The organism is Actinokineospora terrae (assembly GCF_900111175.1).
Taxonomy (GTDB): domain Bacteria; phylum Actinomycetota; class Actinomycetes; order Mycobacteriales; family Pseudonocardiaceae; genus Actinokineospora; species Actinokineospora terrae.
In genome coordinates, this window is sequence record NZ_FOGI01000001.1 from 315,307 (window position 1) to 335,245 (window position 19,939).

Here is a 19,939-nt window from a genome sequence, read left to right on the forward strand (position 1 = left end):
GCGTGCGCACCGCGTCAGCGGACGTCCCGGTCCGCCACCCGATCGGCGACCGGCTGCCCGCGATCTACGCCGAGAACGACTTCACCCAGCGCTTCACCGCCGCGCTGGACGAGGTCATCGCGCCGCTGTTCGCGGTGCTGGACTCCTTCGCCGACTACCTCGACCCCGACCTGGCCGCCCCGGACTTCCTGGACTGGCTGTGCACCTGGGTCGCGCTGGAGTCCGACGAGGGCTGGAGCGCCCGGCAGCGCCGCGACCTGGTCGGCGCCGCCGTCGCCACCCACCGCAGGCGCGGCACCGCCGCCGGGATCGGCAGGCAGTTGGAGCTGCTGACCGGAGGGCAGGTCGAGATCACCGACAGCGGCGGCTGCGTGGTGCGCGCCGAGCACGGCGGCCCGCTGCCCGGCGCCGACCCCGGCGAGGTGCGGGTGCTGGTGCGGGTCGCCGACCCCGGCGCGGTGGACGTCGCCGCGGTGCGGGCCGCGGTGGCCGAGTCGGTCCCGGTGCACCTGCGGGTCACCGTCGAAGTCGTCGGCGGGACGCCCGCCGGGAACACCCAGGGGAGCACGTGATGATCGTCTGCGCGAAGTGCGGGGAGCGCTCGGCGGGCACCACCCGGTTCTGCCCCGGCTGCGGCAGCTTCCTCGACTGGTCGGGCACCGACGCCGAGCAGCAGGCCCAGGCCGTGCCGACCGCCCAGCCCGCCCCGGTGGTCGAGTCGGCCCGGGTCGCCGCGCCGGTCGGGCCGAGCGGGGTGGTGACGCCGGACCCGATCGGACCGCAGCAGTCCGCCGAGCCGCCCACTCCAACCTCGCCCGGCCCGCCCACCCCGACCCCGCCCACACCGGCCACCCAGTTCGGTGCCCAGCAGCCCGCCGACGCCAGACCACTGCGGGCCAAGGCCCAGGGGGCCGAACCGCGCGTGCTCGCCGAGGACGACCTCGTCTGCGTCGGCTGCCGCACCAGGAACCCGGTGACCCGCAAGCTGTGCATGGGCTGCGGTCGGCCGCTCGACGAGCCGGAGCCGGTCAAGCCGCCGTGGTGGAAGTGGTGGCGCGGTGGCGATCGGGAGCGCAAGCCCAGGAAACCCCGCCGCCGCGGCACCCTCGCCGCGATCTGGCGGTGGACACGGCGGGTGTTCCTGGCGATCCTCGCGGTGCTCGCCGTGCTCTACGGCATCATCCCGGGGTTCCGCGGCTCGGTGAACAAGGAGATCACCGAGGGCCGCAAGTGGGTGGAGCGCCAGTTCGGCACCCAGCTCACCCCGGTCCGCCCGACCAAGGTGACCGCCACCGCCGCCACCCCCGGCCACGAGGCCGTGCTGGTCGCCGACAACGCCAAGAACACCTACTGGGCCGCGCCGACCGGGGCCGCCGAACCGGTGCTGGTGTTCACCTTCGCCCAGCCGGTCGACCTGCGCCGCGCCATCGTGCGCGTCGGCGACCCGGCCGCGTTCCAGGCCACCCACCGGCCCGCCAAGCTGCACCTCGTCTACTCCACCGGCAAGACCTTCGACGTGCCGCTGGCCGACACCCCCGACCCGCAGACCGTGGAGATCGGCGGCAGCGCCGGTGCCACCGAGGTCGAGATCCACGTCGTCGAGGTGCACCGGTCGTTGCAGGGCCTGGACGTGGCGCTGTCCGAGATCGAACTGTTCGAGCAACGATGACCCGGGGGACAGGGGGAGCGTGGCCGCGCCGGGGTGGACGGGCGGCCGCGCGGGTCGCGGTGGCCGCGGTCGTGCTCGGCGGGGTCGCGTACGTGCCGGGGACGGTCGCGGTGGCCCAGCAGCGGCCGACGACGGTCACCGTGTCGATCGACCAGCCCGCCGAGGGCGCCGTGCTCCCGCCGGGGCCGGTCACCGTGCGCGGGACCGCGGCGGTCGGGGACAGCTCGCTGCCGCCGGACACCGCGCTGGTGCTGGTGGTCGACATCTCCGGCAGCACCAACACCCCGTGCGCGCCGAGCACCATCCTGCGGTGCGAGATCACCGCGGGTACCGGACTGCTGCACCAGGCCGCGCTGGAGGGGTCGGTCGGGTCCGTCGCCGTCGTCGCCTTCGCCACCACCGCGGGGACGGCCGACCTGAGCCCGCCGGAGGTGTACGACAACCCGTTCACCGAGTACGTGGCGCCCGGCACCGACGCCGACCACAACGGCGCGCCCGACACCACGACCGTCCTGCTGTCGCTGGACAACGACGACAACGGCGAGAACAGCGACGGCGAGGGCGGGATCGGCCAGTTCACCCCGGTGGGGATCAACGTGGCCTACACCAACTTCCCGCGGGCGGTCACCGAGGCCAAGCGGGTCGCCGCCGCCATGCCGCAGCGCAACAAGCTGATCGTGTTCATGTCCGACGGGCTCAACAACGGCGGCTCCGTGCAGGAGGCGCTCGAACCGATCACCGACACCATCGTCTTCCGCACCTTCGCCGTGGGGGTGGACGCCGTGTGCGGCACGGCGAGCGACCCGACGACGCTGGCCTACATCGGCTACCAGACCCACGGCGGGTGTGACACGATCCTCGACCCGACCACGCTGCCCGACGTGCTGCCCGGGGTGGTCAGGTCATCGCTGGACGGGGTGTTCCTGACCGTCGACGGCGGGCCGGAGCGGCGGATCGACGTCGACGGGCTCCCGCACAGCGGCCCGTACAGCACGCCTTACGAGACCACTGTGAACAACCTCGGCCCCGGCGGCCACCGGGTGTGTGTGACCGCGCGCGGTAAGGACCTCTACGGCAACGGCAGCGCTACCCGGTGCCGCAACATCACCATCAACAGGCCGCCAGAGGTGGACGCCGGTGGCCCTTACGACGGGTTGCAGGACAAGGACATCCCCATCGCGGGAACGTTCACCGACACCGATGGGCTCTCCCAGAGCACCACGTGGTCGATCTCGCCCGCGCCGGGCACCGACGAATCCGCCGAGTGCGAGATCGCCGACGCCGAGGACCTGACTACGACCGTGCGGTGTGACCGGTACGGCACGTACATCCTGACGCTAGAGGGCTCGGACGGCGTCAGTGACGCCGAGCCGTCGAGCACCACGTTGGTGCTACGCAACGCGGGGCCCAAGGTCGACGCGGGTGGTCCTTACACCGGGCAAGAGGACACCGCGATCGCCATCGTCGGCACGGTCGACGACCCGGACAGCCCGGAGTTGGACACCACCTGGTCGGTGGAGCCGCCAACGGACACCTCGCCGGAACCGCCGTGCACGTTCACCGCGGTCGGCGAACTGTCCACTTTGGTCACCTGCGCCGAGTCGGGCACATACACGTTGGCGCTGACCGTGGATGACGGGGTCAACCCACCGGTAACCGACCGTGCGGAACTAGTCGTCACCAAGGCCCCGGTACCGCAAGGGGCACTCTCGGTCGGTCTTACCGCCGACCCGACACCTGGGTACGTCGGCGGGCTACCCGTGACCGTCACCTACACCGTGCGCAACGGCGGTCCGGTGCCGATGCCAGGGGTGCGGTTGACCGCGCCCGCCCCCGCGGGGCTGGCCGCGGGGACACCTGCCGGATGTCCGGTGGCCTGCGTTCTCGGCACCCTGGCACCTGGGCAGGTGGTGCAAGTCCAGGCCGCTTACATCGCCACCACGGCCGTCGACATACCGGTGACGGCGACCGTTAGCACTACCGGGCCGGACATCGACCCGGCCGACAACACCGCCACGGGTCGGGTCGTCGTGCGGCAGCCGGTGCTGCGGGTCGACCCGGCCGCGGGGCCGCAGGGCGCGGTGACCAACGCCATCGGCACCGACTTCCCGCCCGGCGCCACCGTCCGGCTCAGCTGGGACACCGGCATCTCCGAGACCCCCGGCCTGGTGCCGGTCCGGCCGGACGGCACGTTCCAGGCCCAGGTCCTGGTGTTCCACAAGGACGTCCTCGGGCCCCGGCTGCTCGCCGCCGACCCGGTGACCGGCCCGGCCTTCGGTCGGGTCGCCACCGGCCAGTACGTCGTGATGATCCGCTCGCTCAAACCGGTCGCGTTCGTGCTGCGCGGGGACCCCCGCACGTTCGTCCTGCGCTGACCTGCCCCGATCCCCGTTCCAGCACGAAGGAAGGAGCCCGGCCATGGGTGCCTCCGCCACGATGACCACCCCGACCCTCGCGGTCCAGGCTGGCCGGCAGACCACCACCACCGTGGTGATCCGCAACGCCGGTGCCGTCGTCGACCACTTCACCGTCGACGTGATCGGCCCGCCCGCGCCGTGGGCCACGGTCACCCCGAACTCGGTCAACCTGCTGCCCGACGAGTCGACCACCGTCACCGTCACCTTCGCGCCACCGCGCACCGCGGACGTCGCCGCGGGCGTGGTGCCGTTCGGGGTGCGGGTGTTCGCCCAGGAGGACCCCGAGGGCTCGGTGATGGCCGAGGGCGAACTCGACATCGCCGCGTTCGGCGAGGTGACCGCGGAGATCGTCCCCGCCAAGGTGGAGGGCGCCTCGGGGGCGACCTTCGAGGTGGCGGTGGACAACCGCGGCAACCAGGCGACCCCGGTCGTGCTCGCCGCGGTCGACCCGGAGGCGGACCTGTCGTTCGACTTCCGGCACACGGAGGTGACCCTGGAGCCGGGCACCACCGCGTACGTGCGGCTGCGGGTCCGGCCGCCGCGCCGGTTCCTGCGGGGGCAACCGGTCCGGCGGCCGTTCAAGGTCACGGTGACGCCGGTCGGCGGGGCCGTGGTCGTGGCCGACGGGGTGTACGTGCAGCGGCAGTTGCTGCCCAAGTGGGTGCTGCCCGCGCTGGCCGTGCTGCTGGCGTTCCTGCTGGCGATCATCGCGCTGTGGTTCACCGTGTTCAAGCCCGCGGTCCGCTCGGCCGCCTCCGACGCCGCCGCCAAGCAGGCCGCCGAGGTCAAGCAGGTCGCCCAGGCAGCGCAACAGGACGCGGGCGCCGCCAAGCAGCAGGCGGGCGAGGCCAAGACCGGCTCCGACCGAGCCCTGCGCGCCCAAGGCGTCGACCCGGCCCAACCCCCGGCGTCGGACCCCATCGCCCCGCCCCGCACCCCCGCCCCGCCCCCCGCGCCCGCCACCGCCCCCTTCGACCGCCGCATCGCCGCCGACGCCCCCATCGACGCCGACGTCCGCCGCTTCCGCGAGTTCGACTTCGTGGTCCCGGAGAACAAGACCCTCCAGATCACCGACCTCATCCTGCAGAACCCCCGAGCCGACATCGGCACCATGCGCGTCGTCCGCCGCACCCCCGACGGCCGCTCCCTGATGTTCGAGTTCGGCCTCGGCAACTTCCGCGACCTCGACCACCACTGGGTCCAACCCCTCGTCTTCACCAGCGGCGAGGCCATCACCCTGGCGGTCAGCTGCCAGAACCCCCCGGAGAAGGGCAACTGCACCCCGGCCATCGCCTTGTCGGGCCGCATCGAGGGCTGAGCCCTCCGCGGTGGGCGTGGCCCTAGACCACACCATCAGGGCCACGCCCACCGCGCGGCTCTCGAACGCCCGCCCTCAGCCCCTGAAGCCACAGCCACAGCCACAGCCCCGGCACAGCCTCAACCCCTGCCGCCGCCCCGAATCCCGGCCGCAGCCCCGAATCCCGGCCGCAGCCCCGAAACCTCTGCTGCAGCCTCAACCCCGGCTACAGCTTCAACCCCTGCCGCGGCCCCGAATCCCGGCCGCAGCCCGAAACCTCTGCCGCAGCCTCAACCCTGCCGCGGCCCCTAAACCCTGGTCGCAGCCCCGAAACCCTGGCTACAGCGACGAAATCCCCGCCTCGCCCAAGCCCCCGAACCCCCGCCTCGCGCGCCCGCGAGGACCCCGCCCAGCCCCCACCCTCACCGGGGGGCGTCCCAGTGCCAGTCTATCGGTACCCCCCGACAGTCGATCTTGGAACAGGGGGGCGCAAGATCCAGATGTGGATAACTTCTGTCGCTGAACCGGGTGAAGTCCGGGCGGCGGGTGAGGCGCGGCAGCAGAGTGCGGAAGGGGACCACGGCGCCCAGTCCGGGCGGTAAGCCCGGAAGGCGTGGGCCGGAAAAGCGTAGGCCGGGAAAGCATGGGCCGGGAAAGCGTGGCTGGGAATAGGCGGCAAGCGGGAAAGCGCCGCGGAGAAGGCGCGAAGGGGAAAGCGCGGCGGGGACAGCGCGAAGGGAAAGCACAGCGGGGCGGCGGATCGGTATCCGCCGCCCCGTGCGCGTGAGAAACCCCTGTCAGATCAGGCCTTCGCGGAGGGCGAAGGCCACCGCGTGGGCCCGGTTGCGGAGTTGGAAGCGGCTGGTGATGTCGTGCAGGATTCCCTTGACGGTGCGTTGGGAGTAGCAGAGCTGTTCGGCTATCTCGCGGGTTTCCATGCCCTCGGCGACCATGCGCAGGACCTCGGCCTCGCGGGCGGACACCCCGGCCAGGTCCCAGCCGCGGGGGTTGAGGACCTGGCGTTGCAGGCGGGAGACGCGGTCGAGCAGGCGGGCCAGCAGGTCGGGGGGGAGAGTGCCGTCGCCCGCTGAGGTGGCCTCGATGAGGCGGACCAGGGTTTCCGGGGTGGCCTCGGCGCGGCGGATGACGGCGGCGACGCCGATGCCGACGGCTTCCAGGAGTTGGGAGTTGTCGATCTCGCCTGCGACCAGCACGACCCGGCGCCTGCCCTGGACCTGGAGCTTGCGGAACAGGGCCTGGGTGGCGGTGTCCCAGGTCTCGGCCACCACCAGCGCCACCGAGCGGTCGGCGGCGTCGGGGGCGGGCAGGACCTCCTCGGCGGTCAACCGGATCTCGGGGCGGGCGCGCAGTGCCGCGTCCACCCCCGCCCTGGTGATGACGTCCATCGCGTGCAGCACGACCGGGATCGGGTCGGTGATCATCCTCGTCGATCTCCTCCCTGGGATGTGTCCGATAGCACATATCCTCCCGCTCGGCCGGATGGGCGAGAAGTGACCGGCTGTCCCCATTGGTCCCGATCGCCGGGGCCTGGTCCCACGCCGGTCCCACGGTCGGCAGGGACCACGACGGTTTCACCGCAGGCCGGCCGCGTGGCCCTTGCGGATCGCGTCGGCGCGGTCGACGACGTCGAGCTTGCGGAAGATCCGGGTGATGTGGTTGCGCACCGTCTTCGGGCTCACCACCAGGTGCCTGGCGATCACCGCGTTGCCCTCGCCGCGCACGATCATCGTCAGCACCTCGCGCTCGCGGGCGGTCAACCCGGTGAGGTCGCCGGCGGGGGCGGGGTTGTTGGCGACCATCGCGCGCACCCGCGCCGCCACCGGACCACCGAAGATCAGGTCCCCGTCGGCGACCGCGTGGATGGCGCGCACGATCTCGTCCTGGCCCGCGGTCTTGAGCAGGTAACCGCCCGCCCCGGCGCGGATCGCGGCGAACACCGCCTCGCCGTCGTCGTCCATCGTCAGCACCAGCACCGCGGTCTCCGGGTGCGCGCGCACGATCCGCTCGGTGGCGGCCACCCCGTCCACATCGGGCATGTGCAGGTCCATCACCACCACGTCCGGGCGCAGCGACGCGGCCATCGCCACCGCGGCCTGCCCCCGGTCCGCCTCGCCGACCACCTGCACGCCGGGCACGGTCTGCAGCAGCGCGCCGAGCCCGAGCCGGAACGTCGCGTGGTCGTCGACGATGAGCACCCGGCGCACGGCGGCTCAGCCCGAGCCGAGCGGGAAGGTCGCCACCACCCTGGTGCCCACCGGGACCCCCGGCTCGATCGACCACTGGCCGCCGAGCTCGGTGACCCTGGTGCGCATCGAGGTCAGCCCCACCCCGCGCCACGGGTCCGCGTCGCGCCACGGGACCCCGATGCCGTCGTCGACCACTTCCACGTTCAGCTCCCCGTCGCGCTCGTCATCGGTCCGGATGAGCACGACGCAGGTGCGCGCGCGGGAGTGCCTGGCCATGTTGCTCAGCGCCTCGCACACCACGCGGTAGGTGGCCACCTGCACCGGCAGCGTCAGCACGGTCATGTTCCCGCGCGCCTGCACATCGATGCTCAGGGGTGTGCCGGAGCCGGACACGTGGCCGCTCAACGCGAGCGCGTGCCTGCGGATCGCCTCCACCAGGCCCACCCGGTCGAGCACGTCGGGGGGAGCGCCGTCGGTCAGCCCGCGCAGGTCGCAGATGGCCCCGTGCAGCTCCTCCTCCAGCTGCGCCAGCAGCCGCGCGGCCGACTCCGGGTCGCGGCCGACCAGGTTGCGCGCCGCCCGCAGGCCGAACGCCATCCCGGTGAGCGCGGGCCCGATCGCGTCGTGCAGCTCCCGCAGCAGCCGCGCGCCGTCGGGGCCGGCGTCCCCGGTCACCGCAGAAACCGTCTTGTTGCGACGCATGTCCCCTCCGCAACACCCTTATCGGTGACCATAGGGGCTGCGTTTCCGCCATGCGGCCACCTGGCGACGGCGTAGCCCGTTCGTAGCAGCGGATCACACCCGGCCGGGGAACAATCGCACTTTCCGCTCATCGCGGCGATCGGGATAGGGCCACCCGGGGTGCGCCGCGGCACCGGCCCGGCGCGCCGACCGCGCCGGATTCCGTTGCGGCACGGGCAATCCGCACTGCCCTAATGGGTGAACGCACGGTCGTTGCCCCGGCCGGGCGACCCGGGGACGCTCGGCGTCGAGGCCTCGCCACGGGCGATGACGCCCCGCGCGGCGCCGACACGGCGGACGAGGGTGGGGGAGGGCAGGCGGCAGATGCGCGAGCACGAACACGACCAGGAGACCGAACACCGGCAGGCGGCGGACCGTGGCCACGACGGCGAGGACCACGCCCTGCTCGGCAAGGCGGCCGCGGCGGGCCGCCCGGAGGTGCTCGGCGCGCCGGGCCTGCTCGGGTTGCAGCGCGCGGTCGGCAACGCGGGCGTCGGCGCGCTGGTGGAGGAGGAGCGCTCCCCGGTGCACTCCGTCGTCGGCTCCGGCGGCAGCCCGCTGGCCGCGGGCACCCGCGCCGAGATGGAGGACCGCTTCGGCGGCCAGGACTTCTCCGACGTCCGCGTGCACACCGGCGGCGCCGCCACCGAGTCCGCCAAGTCGGTGCACGCGCAGGCCTACACCGTCGGATCCGACATAGTGTTCTCCGACAACCACTACGACCCCGGCTCGGCGCAGGGCAAGCACATGCTGGCCCACGAGCTGACCCACGTGGTGCAGCAGCGCTCCGGCCCGGTCGACGGCACCGACACCGGCGGTGGCGTCAAGGTCAGCGACCCCGGCGACCGCTTCGAACGCGAGGCCGTCGCCAACGCCGACCGGGTCATGTCCGCCCCGACCGCCGACCCGGCCGTCCAGCGCAGCGCCGACCACGACCACTCCGGCCACGACCACGCTGACCACTCCGAACACGACCATGCCGACCACGGGACCGACGCGGAGTTCGGCGAGCCGTCCGTGCAGCGTGCCGAGGAGCCCGCCCCCGAGGAGGAGGAAGAGGAGGCGCCCGCCGCGCAGACCTTCGTCCAGCGGCAGGAGAGCGGCGAGGACTTCGCCGAGGAGGAGTGATCGGGCGTGCGGACGCCCGGCACGAAAGGGGACCAGGAGCCCCGGCGCGCGCCCCCGGTCGACCGTTCGGACGAACCACGGCACAGGGCCCTCCCCGCCGCACGGATGTCCGTCGCCCACGTGCGGCGGTTGCAGCGGTCGGTGGGCAACCGGGCCGCGACGAAGGCGGTCGGTCGGCCCGCCGTGCAGCGCCTGGAGTCTCCGCCTGAGACGGTCACCCGGCCCACCGCCGAGGCCGACCCGCGGTTCGCGTCGGTCGAGGCCGATGTTCGGGGGAAGCAGAAACAGGTCGCCGCGCACCCGCCCGCGGCGTCCGAGGCCTCGGCGGCCCAGGCGGCCGCCGTCGCGCCGCAGGACGACAAACTGGCGCAGGGCAAGGCAGCCAACGCCGAGAAGATGAACGCGGCCAAGCCCGGCGAGTTCGACAAGGCCGGGTTCGTGCGCGCGGTCGAGCAGGCGATCGCCGCGCAGGCACCGAAGAACCTCGACGAGGCCGACGACTTCGCCGGGTCCGGCAAGGCCGACGCGGTCAAGGGCCAGGTGCAGGGCCAGGTCACCGCGGGAAAGCAGGCGTCGGCCGGTCCGATCGAGTCGACGACCAACGCGCCCCCGGACACCGCCGCCGCCACCGAGAAACCGGTCACCCCGCTCGCGCCGGACCGCCCGCCGGGAGCGCCCGCCGCGCCGGACGCCGCCAAGGCCGTGCCGGAGAAGGCACCCGCGGCGGCGACCGACTTCTCCGCCGGGCCCAAGCAGGTCGACGGCGACATGGCCGCGGCGGGGGTCACCGAGGAGCAGCTGGCGAAGTCCAACGAGCCCGAGTTCACCGGTGCGCTGCAAGAGAAGAAAGAGGTCGAGCAGCACGCGGCGACCGCCCCGGGGAAGGTGCGCGGCGCCGAGGCGGAAACCCTGGGCGAGGCGAGGGCCGCGGCGGCGGGAACGGGCGCGGCGGCGATGGCGGGCCTGGCCGGTGAGCGGGCGAAGGCCGGGGGCAAGGTCACCGCGGACAAGCAGGGCGCCAAGGGCAAGGACGAGGCGAGGCGCGCGCAGGTCACCGCGACGCTGCAGAAGGTGTTCGACGCGACCAAGACCGATGTCGAGGCGATCCTGTCCGGCCTGGACAAGAAGGTCGACGACGCGTTCACCACGGGGGAGAAGGCGGCGCGCGACGCGTTCACCGCCGAGCACAAGCAGAAGATGGACGCCTACAAGGACAGGCGGTACTCCGGGTTCACCGGGAAGCTCAAGTGGGTCAAGGACAAGTTCGCCGGGCTGCCCGAGGAGGCGAACCAGATCTTCGTCACCGCGCGGCAGGGCTACGTGACCCGGATGCGCGCGGTGATCTCCTCGGTCGCCGACGTCATCGGCGGCGAGCTGACCCGCGCGAAGACCCGGATCGCCTCCGGCCGCGAGCAGTTGCAGGCCGAGGTCCGCAAGCTGCCCGCCGACCTGCAGGCCGTCGGCAAGCAGGCGGCGGGGGAGCTGGCGGGCAAGTTCGACGAGCTGACCGAGTCCGTGGACGCCAAGGGCTCGGAGCTGGTGCAGACGCTGGCGTCGAAGTACAACGAGGCGCTCAAGTCGGTCGACGCGGAGATCGACGCGGAGAAGGAGAAGAACAAGGGCCTGGTGGCCAAGGCGGTCGGCGCGATCAAGGGCGTGATCGACACGATCCTGAAGCTCAAGGACCTGCTGCTGGGGATCCTGGCCAAGGCCGCGGCAGCGGTGCTGGGGATACTGAAGGACCCGATCGGGTTCCTGGGGAACCTGGTGTCCGCGGTCGGTTCCGGGCTGCGCGCGTTCATGGCCAACATCGGCGAGCACCTGAAGAAGGGCCTCATCGGCTGGCTGCTGGGCGCCATGGCCGGGGCCGGTGTGCAGCTGCCCGCGAAGTTCGACCTGCGCGGCATCATCATGATGATCGGCTCCCTGCTCGGCCTCACCTGGTCCGCCATCCGCGGCCGCGTCCTCTCCCGCGGCGTCCCGGAACCGGCGATGGCCGCCGCCGAGGGCGCGGTCCCGGTCGCGCGGAAGCTGAAGTCCGAGGGCGTCGGCGGCATCTGGGAGACCATCAAGGCCAAGACCGGCGACCTCAAGGCGGGCCTGTTCGGCAAGATCGCCCAGTTCCTGGTCCCCACCGTGCTGATCGCGGGCATCACCTGGATCATCAGCCTGCTCAACCCGGCCTCCGCCTTCGTCAAGGCGGTCAAGATGATCATCGACATCGTGACCTTCATCGTCACCCAGGGCGCCCAGATCCTCCAGTTCGTCAACGCCGTCCTCGACGCCGTCATCGCCATCGCGGGCGGCGGCGCGGGCGGCGTCCCCACCCTGATCGAGGCCGCCCTGGCCACCTCCATCCCCGTCCTCATCGGCGCCCTCGCCGCCATCCTCGGCATCTCCGGCATCGCCGACAAGGTCAAGAAGATCATCCAGTCCCTGTCGAAACCCGTCATGAAGGTCATCGACTGGGTGGTCGACAAGATCGCCGGGATCGCCAAGAAGCTGTGGGCCAAGCTCAAGAGCAAGGTGGGCGGCAAGGACAAGGGCAAGCGGGGGGAACCTGGCGCGGACGGTGCGAAGAAGGGCAAGGACCCGCGTATCCGCGAACTGGTCGCGGCGGACGTCGCCGCCGCGCTGCCCGACGGGGTGGCCGACGAGAAGGTCCAGCCCGCGCTCCGGTCGATCATGGCCAAGCGCGGCCCGCAGGGGCTCGACATGCTCGAGGTCAAGCGCGGCGACGCGCCCGGCCGGTTCGACGTGTCGATGGCGGCCAGCCCGGTCACCCGGATCCGCACCACCAAGGTCGACCCCGGCAACGCCACCGCCCGCCAACTGCTGGACCCGGGCAACAACCCCTACGCCGAGTTCGGGTTCGCCATCCCCCGCAACGTCGTGCTGTCCGGGTCGTTCAAGCTCCCGGTGGTGGGGAGACCGGGCGGGTTCGGCGAGACCAACGCCCTCGGTGAGCTCCACACCCAGTCGCGGGTGACCTCCTACGAGAAGAAGGTCAGCAAGGACGAGCACACCCACGCCGAAGACCTGCTCATCGGCGAGGTGAAGTCCACCTGGGACGCGCACGTCGGGACACCGGCAGAGCAGACGCGCGCGGGGGAGGCGAGGCCCCGTGGCGTGCTGGAGGTGAAGGTGACCCGCACGCCCTGCCCCCGGTGCGCGGGCAGGCTCGGCGAGTTGCGCGTGTGGGCAAGCTCCGTCAAGGGCTGGGACCTCGGGGTCGAGGTCCGCTCACTCGGCCTCTACCACGGCAAGACCGAGGTCACCGACGCCGTGGGCACCACCAGGACGCTGCGCGGGGTCACCAGCGGCAAGGAGGGCCTGCTGCGCCTGAGGCAGTGGGGGATCGCCGTGACGCCGATGCCCGCCACCGACCCCGCCATCCAGCGCGGGCTGGCCGCGCTGGACCCGGCGGACCAGATCGCGATGATCGACAAGATCGACGCCTACAACACCAAGCTGGACGCGGCGATCGCCGAGATCAACCTGGTCCCGGTGACACTGCGCAGGATCTGAGGATCATGCCCGTTCGACCGCTTCCAGCAGCAGCCTGGAGTTGCCCGCGAACCGCCGGACGCGGTCGCTGCCGTCGGACTCGGCCACCTCGCGGACCCGGGGCAGCAACCGCGTCCAGCGGGTGTAGTTCGCGACCTTCAACGCCGCCACCCTGACGTCCTCGCGCTCGTCGTCCAGCGCCGCCGTCGTCGCCTCGACCACCTGGTTGTCCACCGGGCCCGGCGCCGTGCACGCCAGCAGCCGAAGCGCCCTGACCACGGTCTCCCGCGGCTGCGCCAGGTCGAGCGCGCCGAGGCAGTCCGCCTTGTCGTAAGCGGTGAACTCGGCCTTGACCGCGTCCTCCACCGGCCCGCTCGGCTCAGCCTCGATGTCGAGGTACTGCACCTCGACGACCGTGTCGTCCACGAAGGTGACCCGCCCGCCTGGCGCGTCCCACCGCTGCCGGGGCCGGTCCTCGTCCTCCTCGTCCGCCCCGGCCTCGTCCCAGCCGTTGTCGCGCGCGTGTTCGGCGAACACCTCGGGGTCGATCTCCAACACGAAAGCCAACCGACGCGCCATTCGGACGCACCTCCGCTCCTGGACCGAGCAGGAGTCTACCGAGCCGGGCGCGGCCCGCCGAGCCCACGAAAGGATGACCTATCTGTCCACAAAGGACGTTTCAGGTCCGCGGACAGCACGGTGCCCCGGTGAGCCGAAGCTCACCGGGGCACCGTCATCCTGTCGCTATCTCAACTCGGTGGGGCTCACTCAGAGGGTGAGGGTCCACGAGTTGATGTAGCCGGTGTCGTTGACGTACTGGTCGGACACCCGCAGGTTCCAGGTGCCGTTCTTGTTCTCCGAGGACAGGTTCACCGTGTACGAGCGGTTGATGTTGTCCGCGGAGCCGCCCGCGCGGTTGTGCAGGACGTAGGTGCTGCCGTCCGGGGCGACCAGGGTGACGACGAGGTCGCCGATGTAGGTGTGGACGATGTTGACCGCGACCGTGGCGGTGGCCGAGGCGCGGCCGGTGCAGTTGGCGACGGTCACCGGGCTGGAGACGGTGGCGTTGTCGCGGATGGTGTAGTCGGCGGAGTTGGTGACCGGGCCGCAGGAGCCGCCGGTGGTGCCGACGGTGATGGTGAACGACGCGGTGCCGGTCTTGCCCGCGGAGTCGCGGGCGGTGACGGTGACGTTCGCGGTGGCCGCGGCGGTCGGGGTGCCGGAGATGGTGCCGGTGGAGGAGCTGATCGATAGGCCCGCGGGCAGGCCGGTGGCCGACCAGGTGTACGGGGAGGTGCCGCCCGAGGCCGAGTTGTTCAGGCTGAACGGCTGGCCCACGGTCGCGGTCTGGTTGCCCGGGTTGGCGACCGAGACGTCACCGGGGGTGGTGCCGCCGTTGAGGAAGCTGATGTTGAGCAGGCGGTTCGGCGAGCCGGTGCCGATGCTCGTCAGCTTGTTGGTGCTGGAGTTGTTCACCAGGGCGGTCTGCACCTGCGCCGAGGTGGCGGAGGGGTTCTTGCCCAGGTAGACCGCCGCCGCGCCCGCGGTATGCGGGGACGCCATCGAGGTGCCGGTCATCGTGGCGGTCCCGGTGTTGCTGGAGTACGACGCCGAGATGATGCTGGTGCCCGGCGCGAAGATGTCCAGGCAGGAACCGTAGTTGCTGGTGGAGTTGCGCGCGTCGCTGGAGTTCGAGTTGCCGACGTTGATGGCCTCGGGGACCCGCTGCGGGCTGTAGTAGCAGGCGTCGTCGCTGGAGTTGCCCGCCGCCTGGACCCACTGCACGCCGCTGGCCACGAGGGCCTTCACCGCGTTGTCGAGCGAGTTGTCGGTGCAGCGCTGCTGGCAGCCGATGCTGTAGTTGACGACCGCGGGCTTCACCGCGTTGTTCCGGATCCAGTTGATGCCGGCGATGATGTCGTCGTTGGCGCCGGAGCCCTGGCAGTTGAGCACCCGGACCGCGGAGATGGTGGCCTTCTTCGCCACGCCGTAGGTGGTGCCCGCCGCGGTGCCCGCGACGTGCGTGCCGTGGCCGTGGCAGTCGGTCGGGCTGCTGTCGCCGTCGACGAAGTCGTAGCCCGCGGCCATCCGGCCGGAGAACTCCTGGTGGTTGGCGTTGATGCCGGAGTCCATGATGTACACCCGCACGCCCTGGCCGGGGTTGCTCGGGTAGGTGAAGGACCGGTCCAGCGGCAGGCTCGCCTGGTCGATGCGGTCGTCGCCCCAGTTCGGCGGGTTGGTCTGGGTGTCGGTCAGCGCCATGGTGGTGACCTGCTGCACGTAGGCCACGCTCGGGTCTTTGGCGACCTTCGCGGCCTCGGCGGCCGACATCCGCGCCGAGTAGCCGTTGATGCCCGCGTCGTAGGTGTGCCGGATCTGGCCGCCGTAGCGCTGGGTGAGCGAGGTGGCCGAGGCGCTGACCGAGGCGATGCCCTGGCCCTGGGACTTGAAGGCGACGATGTAGCGGTCGGCGACCGAGTTGGCGGCACCGGCGTTGACGATGGCGGCGGAGCTTTCCTGGGCGGAGAACGCGGGCGGCGCGATGATCGCGGCGGCCCCGGCGACGGCGGCGACGGAGATGGCCACGACCGCGGATCTCCGCGAGAGGCGAATCTTCATTGGTGTCCTTCTGTGCAGGGGACAGAGCCGAACGGTCCACGATGCCCTCACGGTGGACCGGACTCCGGAACAGTGCAATTGTCCCAATTCGGATACAAGCCCTAGTCCTTCCCTGTGACCGTTCCGCTGTGAAAGCGCAGGTGAACGGCGTGAAGAACTGGCAAGGATGGAACGTTCACAGTTGTTCACAAAAACAGTGAATGTCGCGCAATTCACTGTATTGACCAACCGCCTGCCTGCCGCTGCCCCGTTGAGGCGCGAATGCGGCGCCACTCCGACGAAGGGTGGACGCGGTATCGGCCACGCGGATGACGCGGACCGGCGCGCCCCATCGTTACCGTCGGTGGTATCCGGTGACAAGGGGGAGTCACGATATGGGACGGGTGTCGAGTCTGGACGTGCTGCGCGGGGTCGCGATCCTGGGCACGTTCGGCACCAATGTGTGGATCTTCAGCAGCCCGGACGGGCTCGCCGCCGTGCTCGGCGGCGGTGGCACTGTCGAGTCAGGACTGCGTGCGCTGAGCAACGGCAAGTTCCTGGCGCTGCTGTCGATCCTGTTCGGCGTCGGTCTGGCCATCCAGCACGCGTCGGCGGTGCGTCGCGGCGCTAGATGGCCGGGCTGGTACCTGTGGCGCTCGGCGCTGCTGTGGGTCGAGGGCGCGCTGCACTTCGTGCTGGTCTTCGAGTTCGACGTGCTGATGTTCTACGCGACCGTGGCCGTGCTGTGCGCGTTCGTGGTCGGCAGGAGCACCAGGGTGATCCGAGGCTGGATGATCGGCGCCGGGCTGCTGAACGTGGCGGTCGTCGGTCTGCTCACCGCTGCGCTGTACGGCCAGGACCTGGTCGGCGGCGACTCACCGGACACCTCGCGGTGGACCGACCAGGTCGCGTTCCGGCTGGAGCACGCACTCACCCTGCGCTTCGAGGCTGTTTTCGTGCTGCCACTGGGCACTGTGCTGTTCCTGGCGGGTGCGCAATTGCTGCGTGCGGGCGCTCTGGAACGGTCGGTGCGCGGAGACGCGATCCGACGGCGCCTCATGGTGTGGGGACTCGGGCTCGGCGTTCCGCTCAACGCGCTCACCGCGTTCGCGGGGACGGACTGGGCGCTGGTCGACCGCTACCTGTGCGCGCCGATCGTCGCTTTCGGACTCCTCGGCGCGGTCACGGCCCTTGTTCACCGAATGGCCGAGGCGCCCGGTCCGCTGCGCCAGGGAATTACCGCGGTCGGCCGTAGCGCGCTGTCGTGCTACATCGCACAGAACGTCCTGGCCTCGGTCCTGTGCTACCAGTGGGGACTCGGCATCACCGGCGGTCCGCTGTGGACGATCACCTGCTTCGCCGTGGTGTCGGCGGTGGTCACGACCGGGGCGTGGCTGTGGCTGCGGCGGTTCCCGCGGGGGCCGGTGGAGACGGTGTGGGACGTGCTCCACCGGGCGCCCCAGCGGTGGCTCAGCTCACGCAGAACTCGTTGCCTTCCGGGTCGGTCAGCGTGACCCAGCCGTGCGGGCCCTGCGTGCCCTCGTGCAGCCGGGTCGCGCCCCTGGCCACCAGCGCCTCGACCGCGGCGGGGATGTTCTCCTGGCCGACCCAGACGTCGACGTGCACCCGGTTCTTCACCGTCTTGGCCTCGGGCACCCACTGGAACAGCACTCGCCGCCTGGTGCCGGTCGTCGGGTCGTCCGGGTGCTGGATGGCCGCGCCGACGCGCCAGACGAGCACCCCGTTGTGCCTGGTCGTGTCCTCGTCGGTGGCGAACCCCTTGTCGATCATGGAGCGGATGAACGCCTCGTCGGAGGGCTCGACCACCCAGCCGAGGGTCTCCGCCCACCAGTCGGCGAGCGCGTGCGGGGTCTGGCTGTCGACGACGACCTGGAAGACGTGTGGACTCATGCGGACAACCCTAGGCACCCTTGCGGACAAGTGCCGTCCTCAACAGACTCGTCACGAACCCAAGGTCTGACTGGGCAGGACACCGAAGGCCTCTCGGTAGTAGCCGGTGAAGCGGCCCGCGTTGAAGAAGCCCCACCTGGCCGCGACAGCGGTGACGGTCTCCTCGCCGGGGGACGCCGACCGCAGTTCCTGGTGGGCGTGGTCTAGCCGGATCCGGCGCAGGTAGGCCAGCGGCGTGGTGTCGAGGTGGCGGCGGAACGCCAGTTGCACGGCCCGGACGGTCACCCGCGCGGCGGCGGCCACCTCCGGCACGCTGACGTCGCGGGCGGCGTTCTCCTCCAGGTAGGCGATGGCCCGGCGCAGGGTCGGCGGGTACGCGTCGTGCCGGTCGGCCCCGGTGGGCTCGGCGGCGGTGGTGCTGGGGAAGGTGTTCAGCGCGGTCGCCGCCAGCAGCCTGCCCGCGTTGGACAGCACCAGCCGGGAGACGGGTTCGCCGGTGAGCACGTCGTCGACCAGGTAGGCCACCATCCGCCGCCAGCGGCCCGCCGCGACCGGGCTGACCGGCCGGTACCCGGTGAACCGCGGCTGCCCGCTGGACACCTCGCCGAGCAGGGCGGTGTCGAAGGTGACCGACCGCAGCAGCGCCATCGACGACCGCGCGGCGAACCGCTGGCCGGGACCGGCGTGCACCAGCACGTCACCGGGGACGAGTTGGGCGTGGTCGCTGCCCTGGGTCCGCTCCGCGTGCCCCGCCCACAGCTCGACCACCAGCGGCCCGGTCGACTCGGCGCTGAAGCTCAGCTCGAACGGCAGCTGCAGGTCGTCGACGACGAACCGGCCGCCGCAGGCCCGCTCGTGGCGCAGCGTCCCGCCGTCGAGGGAGCCGATCCGCAGGTCGTGGTCCAGGGTCTCCACCAGGTACTGGTGCGCCACGTCGGGGTCGTCGGTCTCGAACCGGGACCGGCCCGGGTCGCGCTGGCTGGGCAGCACCACGTGAGTGCCGCCGGGCGCACTCGGTCGCGTCGTCATCGCCTGCCCTTCCGCCTACGGGTGTCACACCCGGCTACCCACCGCTGAACTGGGCTACCCCTGCTGTCCACCGCCCCGGTGACCACCACCGGGTGACCCCGGGGCATTCGGGCTGGTCACCGTGGACCTGGGAGCAGCCTGTGCGACCCATGAGTTGGCTGTGCGTACCGCGGGTTCGCTCGGATGGGCTAGTGGCGGTGCCGACCTCCCCGGGGCAAGCGAACCCCACCGCGAGGCAGGAACGATGACCGTAAGCAGCATCTCCAGCGCGCAGACCACCGCGCTGACCCAGAAGTCCGACGCCTCGTCCACGCGCAAGGCCTTCCAGGCCGCGGCCAAGGCGCTGGACATGTCCACCGACGACCTGCGCGCCGCGTTGCGGGACGGCCAGTCCCTCGCCGACATCGCCAAGGCCAAGGGCGTCAGCGAGTCGACCCTCACCGACGCGATCACCAGCGCGACCTCCTCCAACGGCGCCGAGATCGCGCAGAAGCTGCTCGCCGGTCCCGGCGGCGGCCACGGCGGCCCTGGCGGCCCCGGTGGTGGCCCCGGTGGGCCCCCGCCGCCGCCCCGCGACTCCCGCGTCGACTCGGCCCTCAGCGCCGTCCAGGACGCCCTGGGCATCGACGACCTCGACGACGAACTGGCCTCCGGCGAGTCGCTCACCGACGTCGCCGCCGCCAACGGGATGGACGCCGACACCCTCAAGACCACCCTCACCACGGCCATCAGCGCCGCCGACTCCACCCTGTCGGCCGACGCGGTGTCCGAGCTCGCCGACAAGATCATCGAGGGTCCACCGAAGCCCGAGCAGGACGACGCGGGCCCGCGCCGGCAGTTCGACCTGGCGCAGCGCGCGTACGACTCCACCGCGGTCGGCAAGCAGTTGGTGCAGAGCCTCTATGCGCAGCAGTCGCAGTTGGCCACCTCGTCGACCTGGGCGGCCTGAGCGGGTGCGACGCGCGTCATGTAGTCGGGTAGTTCGACAGGTGGCGACGTAACATCGCCGCTGGACGTGGTGGTGACGGGACGGGAGACGCGGCATGGCGACCTCGAGCGCACGTGTGGTGACCGATCGGCCGGGGCGCTACGCCAAGCAGTTGGCGGCGCACATGGCCCGCAAGGTCGACACCAGCTGGGACGCCGACACCGGGGTCGGTGAGCTGCGTTTCCCGTTCGGCACCTCCAGCCTGGTCGCCGAGCCGGACGCGCTGCTGCTGACCGTGGACGGGGCCGCCGAGGACCTGGAGCGGCTGGAGGCCGTGGTCGGCAAGCACCTGGTGCGCTTCGGCGCCAAGGACGAGCTGGTCGTGCTGTGGAGCCGGTCGACGGGCGAGGCGGGCACCGAGTGGCGGCACTCCGGGGATGAATGACGCGTCCGGTATGTGTCACCCGGTGTGCTGACCCGCCTCAAGGCGGCGCGGCCCGACGGTCG

General features: G+C 71.8%; 16 protein-coding genes. 9 read left to right on the top strand and 7 right to left on the bottom strand.

Translation table 11 applies throughout. The features are described 5' to 3' along the window. The first annotated feature begins 2 nt into the window (after positions 1–2). Genes BMY07_RS01320 through BMY07_RS01335 form a run of 4 tightly spaced genes read left to right on the top strand, consistent with a single transcriptional unit; the run spans position 3 to position 5,404 of the window. A complete protein-coding gene (locus BMY07_RS01320; RefSeq protein ID WP_092774529.1) occupies positions 3–572 on the top strand; it encodes a phage tail protein in 570 nt (189 codons plus the stop codon). Next, positions 572–1,669, top strand: coding sequence for an NADase-type glycan-binding domain-containing protein (locus tag BMY07_RS01325; protein ID WP_092774530.1), 1,098 nt, complete (start codon positions 572–574; stop codon positions 1,667–1,669). Before BMY07_RS01320 ends, BMY07_RS01325 begins: the two co-directional genes overlap by 1 nt. Beyond that, the gene (locus tag BMY07_RS34045) at positions 1,666–4,044 is read left to right on the top strand and encodes a DUF11 domain-containing protein (RefSeq protein ID WP_177215373.1); all 2,379 of its coding nucleotides are present in this window, start codon (positions 1,666–1,668) and stop codon (positions 4,042–4,044) included. The genes BMY07_RS01325 and BMY07_RS34045 overlap by 4 nt, the downstream gene beginning before the upstream one ends. 43 nt (positions 4,045–4,087) lie before the next feature. Then, on the top strand, positions 4,088–5,404 hold the full coding sequence (locus BMY07_RS01335; RefSeq protein WP_177215374.1) for a COG1470 family protein: 1,317 nt from the start codon (positions 4,088–4,090) through the stop codon (positions 5,402–5,404). 776 nt (positions 5,405–6,180) lie between these two features. Here BMY07_RS01335 and BMY07_RS01340 read toward each other — a convergent pair. The 3 genes from BMY07_RS01340 to BMY07_RS01350 form a co-directional block, all read right to left on the bottom strand. Further along, a complete protein-coding gene (locus BMY07_RS01340; RefSeq protein WP_092774532.1) occupies positions 6,181–6,825 on the bottom strand; it encodes a helix-turn-helix transcriptional regulator in 645 nt (214 codons plus the stop codon). A 150-nt stretch (positions 6,826–6,975) separates the two neighbouring features. Continuing rightward, positions 6,976–7,608, bottom strand: a complete 633-nt coding sequence (locus BMY07_RS01345) for a response regulator (RefSeq protein WP_092774533.1) — start codon at positions 7,606–7,608, stop codon at positions 6,976–6,978. Between the two features lie 6 nt (positions 7,609–7,614). Next, entirely contained in the window at positions 7,615–8,265 is a 651-nt protein-coding gene (locus tag BMY07_RS01350) for a sensor histidine kinase (protein ID WP_245782120.1), read from the bottom strand. Between the two features lie 390 nt (positions 8,266–8,655). On the opposite strand from BMY07_RS01350, the gene BMY07_RS01355 reads away from it, so the two are divergent. Then, positions 8,656–9,459, top strand: coding sequence for an eCIS core domain-containing protein (locus BMY07_RS01355; RefSeq protein ID WP_092774535.1), 804 nt, complete (start codon positions 8,656–8,658; stop codon positions 9,457–9,459). Between the two features lie 105 nt (positions 9,460–9,564). Further along, positions 9,565–12,987, top strand: a complete 3,423-nt coding sequence (locus tag BMY07_RS01360; protein ID WP_092774536.1) for a phage tail protein — start codon at positions 9,565–9,567, stop codon at positions 12,985–12,987. A gap of 3 nt (positions 12,988–12,990) precedes the next feature. On the opposite strand, the gene BMY07_RS01365 is transcribed toward BMY07_RS01360, so the two are convergent. Both BMY07_RS01365 and BMY07_RS01370 read right to left on the bottom strand, forming a co-directional pair. After that, positions 12,991–13,545 carry a hypothetical protein gene (locus BMY07_RS01365; RefSeq protein WP_092774537.1) on the bottom strand — a complete coding sequence of 185 codons (555 nt, stop codon included), beginning with the start codon at positions 13,543–13,545 and terminating at the stop codon, positions 12,991–12,993. Between the two features lie 189 nt (positions 13,546–13,734). After that, positions 13,735–15,585: a S8 family peptidase gene (locus tag BMY07_RS01370; RefSeq protein WP_092774538.1), complete on the bottom strand. Its 1,851-nt coding sequence runs from the start codon at positions 15,583–15,585 to the stop codon at positions 13,735–13,737. A 374-nt stretch (positions 15,586–15,959) separates the two neighbouring features. On the opposite strand from BMY07_RS01370, the gene BMY07_RS01375 reads away from it, so the two are divergent. After that, positions 15,960–17,078 (top strand): DUF418 domain-containing protein, encoded by a 1,119-nt coding sequence (locus BMY07_RS01375; protein ID WP_092774539.1) that lies wholly within the window; start codon positions 15,960–15,962, stop codon positions 17,076–17,078. Here BMY07_RS01375 and BMY07_RS01380 read toward each other — a convergent pair. Then, the gene (locus BMY07_RS01380; RefSeq protein WP_092774540.1) at positions 17,035–17,475 is read right to left on the bottom strand and encodes a VOC family protein; all 441 of its coding nucleotides are present in this window, start codon (positions 17,473–17,475) and stop codon (positions 17,035–17,037) included. The genes BMY07_RS01375 and BMY07_RS01380 overlap by 44 nt on opposite strands. Positions 17,476–17,526: 51 nt before the next feature. After that, positions 17,527–18,504 carry a helix-turn-helix transcriptional regulator gene (locus tag BMY07_RS35120; protein ID WP_245782121.1) on the bottom strand — a complete coding sequence of 326 codons (978 nt, stop codon included), beginning with the start codon at positions 18,502–18,504 and terminating at the stop codon, positions 17,527–17,529. A gap of 244 nt (positions 18,505–18,748) precedes the next feature. Between BMY07_RS35120 and BMY07_RS01390 the strand changes: the two genes are divergently transcribed. Both BMY07_RS01390 and BMY07_RS01395 read left to right on the top strand, forming a co-directional pair. Beyond that, complete coding sequence (locus BMY07_RS01390; protein ID WP_092774541.1) at positions 18,749–19,453, top strand: helix-turn-helix domain-containing protein; 705 nt, start codon at positions 18,749–18,751, stop codon at positions 19,451–19,453. A 94-nt stretch (positions 19,454–19,547) separates the two neighbouring features. Then, positions 19,548–19,877, top strand: coding sequence for a DUF2218 domain-containing protein (locus BMY07_RS01395; protein WP_092774542.1), 330 nt, complete (start codon positions 19,548–19,550; stop codon positions 19,875–19,877). Positions 19,878–19,939 lie beyond the last annotated feature (62 nt).

Bases quoted from the DNA above. Each gene is read 5' to 3' on its own strand.
- BMY07_RS01375 (WP_092774539.1), top strand. From the start codon at position 15,960: ATGGGACGGGTGTCGAGTCTGGACGTGCTGCGCGGGGTCGCGATCCTG.
- BMY07_RS01360 (WP_092774536.1), top strand. From the start codon at position 9,565: ATGTCCGTCGCCCACGTGCGGCGGTTGCAGCGGTCGGTGGGCAACCGG.
- BMY07_RS01380 (WP_092774540.1), bottom strand. From the start codon at position 17,475: ATGAGTCCACACGTCTTCCAGGTCGTCGTCGACAGCCAGACCCCGCAC.
- BMY07_RS01335 (WP_177215374.1), top strand. From the start codon at position 4,088: ATGGGTGCCTCCGCCACGATGACCACCCCGACCCTCGCGGTCCAGGCT.
- BMY07_RS01370 (WP_092774538.1), bottom strand. From the start codon at position 15,585: ATGAAGATTCGCCTCTCGCGGAGATCCGCGGTCGTGGCCATCTCCGTC.
- BMY07_RS01355 (WP_092774535.1), top strand. From the start codon at position 8,656: ATGCGCGAGCACGAACACGACCAGGAGACCGAACACCGGCAGGCGGCG.
- BMY07_RS35120 (WP_245782121.1), bottom strand. From the start codon at position 18,504: ATGACGACGCGACCGAGTGCGCCCGGCGGCACTCACGTGGTGCTGCCC.
- BMY07_RS01365 (WP_092774537.1), bottom strand. From the start codon at position 13,545: ATGGCGCGTCGGTTGGCTTTCGTGTTGGAGATCGACCCCGAGGTGTTC.
- BMY07_RS01340 (WP_092774532.1), bottom strand. From the start codon at position 6,825: ATGATCACCGACCCGATCCCGGTCGTGCTGCACGCGATGGACGTCATC.
- BMY07_RS01325 (WP_092774530.1), top strand. From the start codon at position 572: ATGATCGTCTGCGCGAAGTGCGGGGAGCGCTCGGCGGGCACCACCCGG.
- BMY07_RS34045 (WP_177215373.1), top strand. From the start codon at position 1,666: ATGACCCGGGGGACAGGGGGAGCGTGGCCGCGCCGGGGTGGACGGGCG.
- BMY07_RS01390 (WP_092774541.1), top strand. From the start codon at position 18,749: ATGACCGTAAGCAGCATCTCCAGCGCGCAGACCACCGCGCTGACCCAG.
- BMY07_RS01395 (WP_092774542.1), top strand. From the start codon at position 19,548: ATGGCGACCTCGAGCGCACGTGTGGTGACCGATCGGCCGGGGCGCTAC.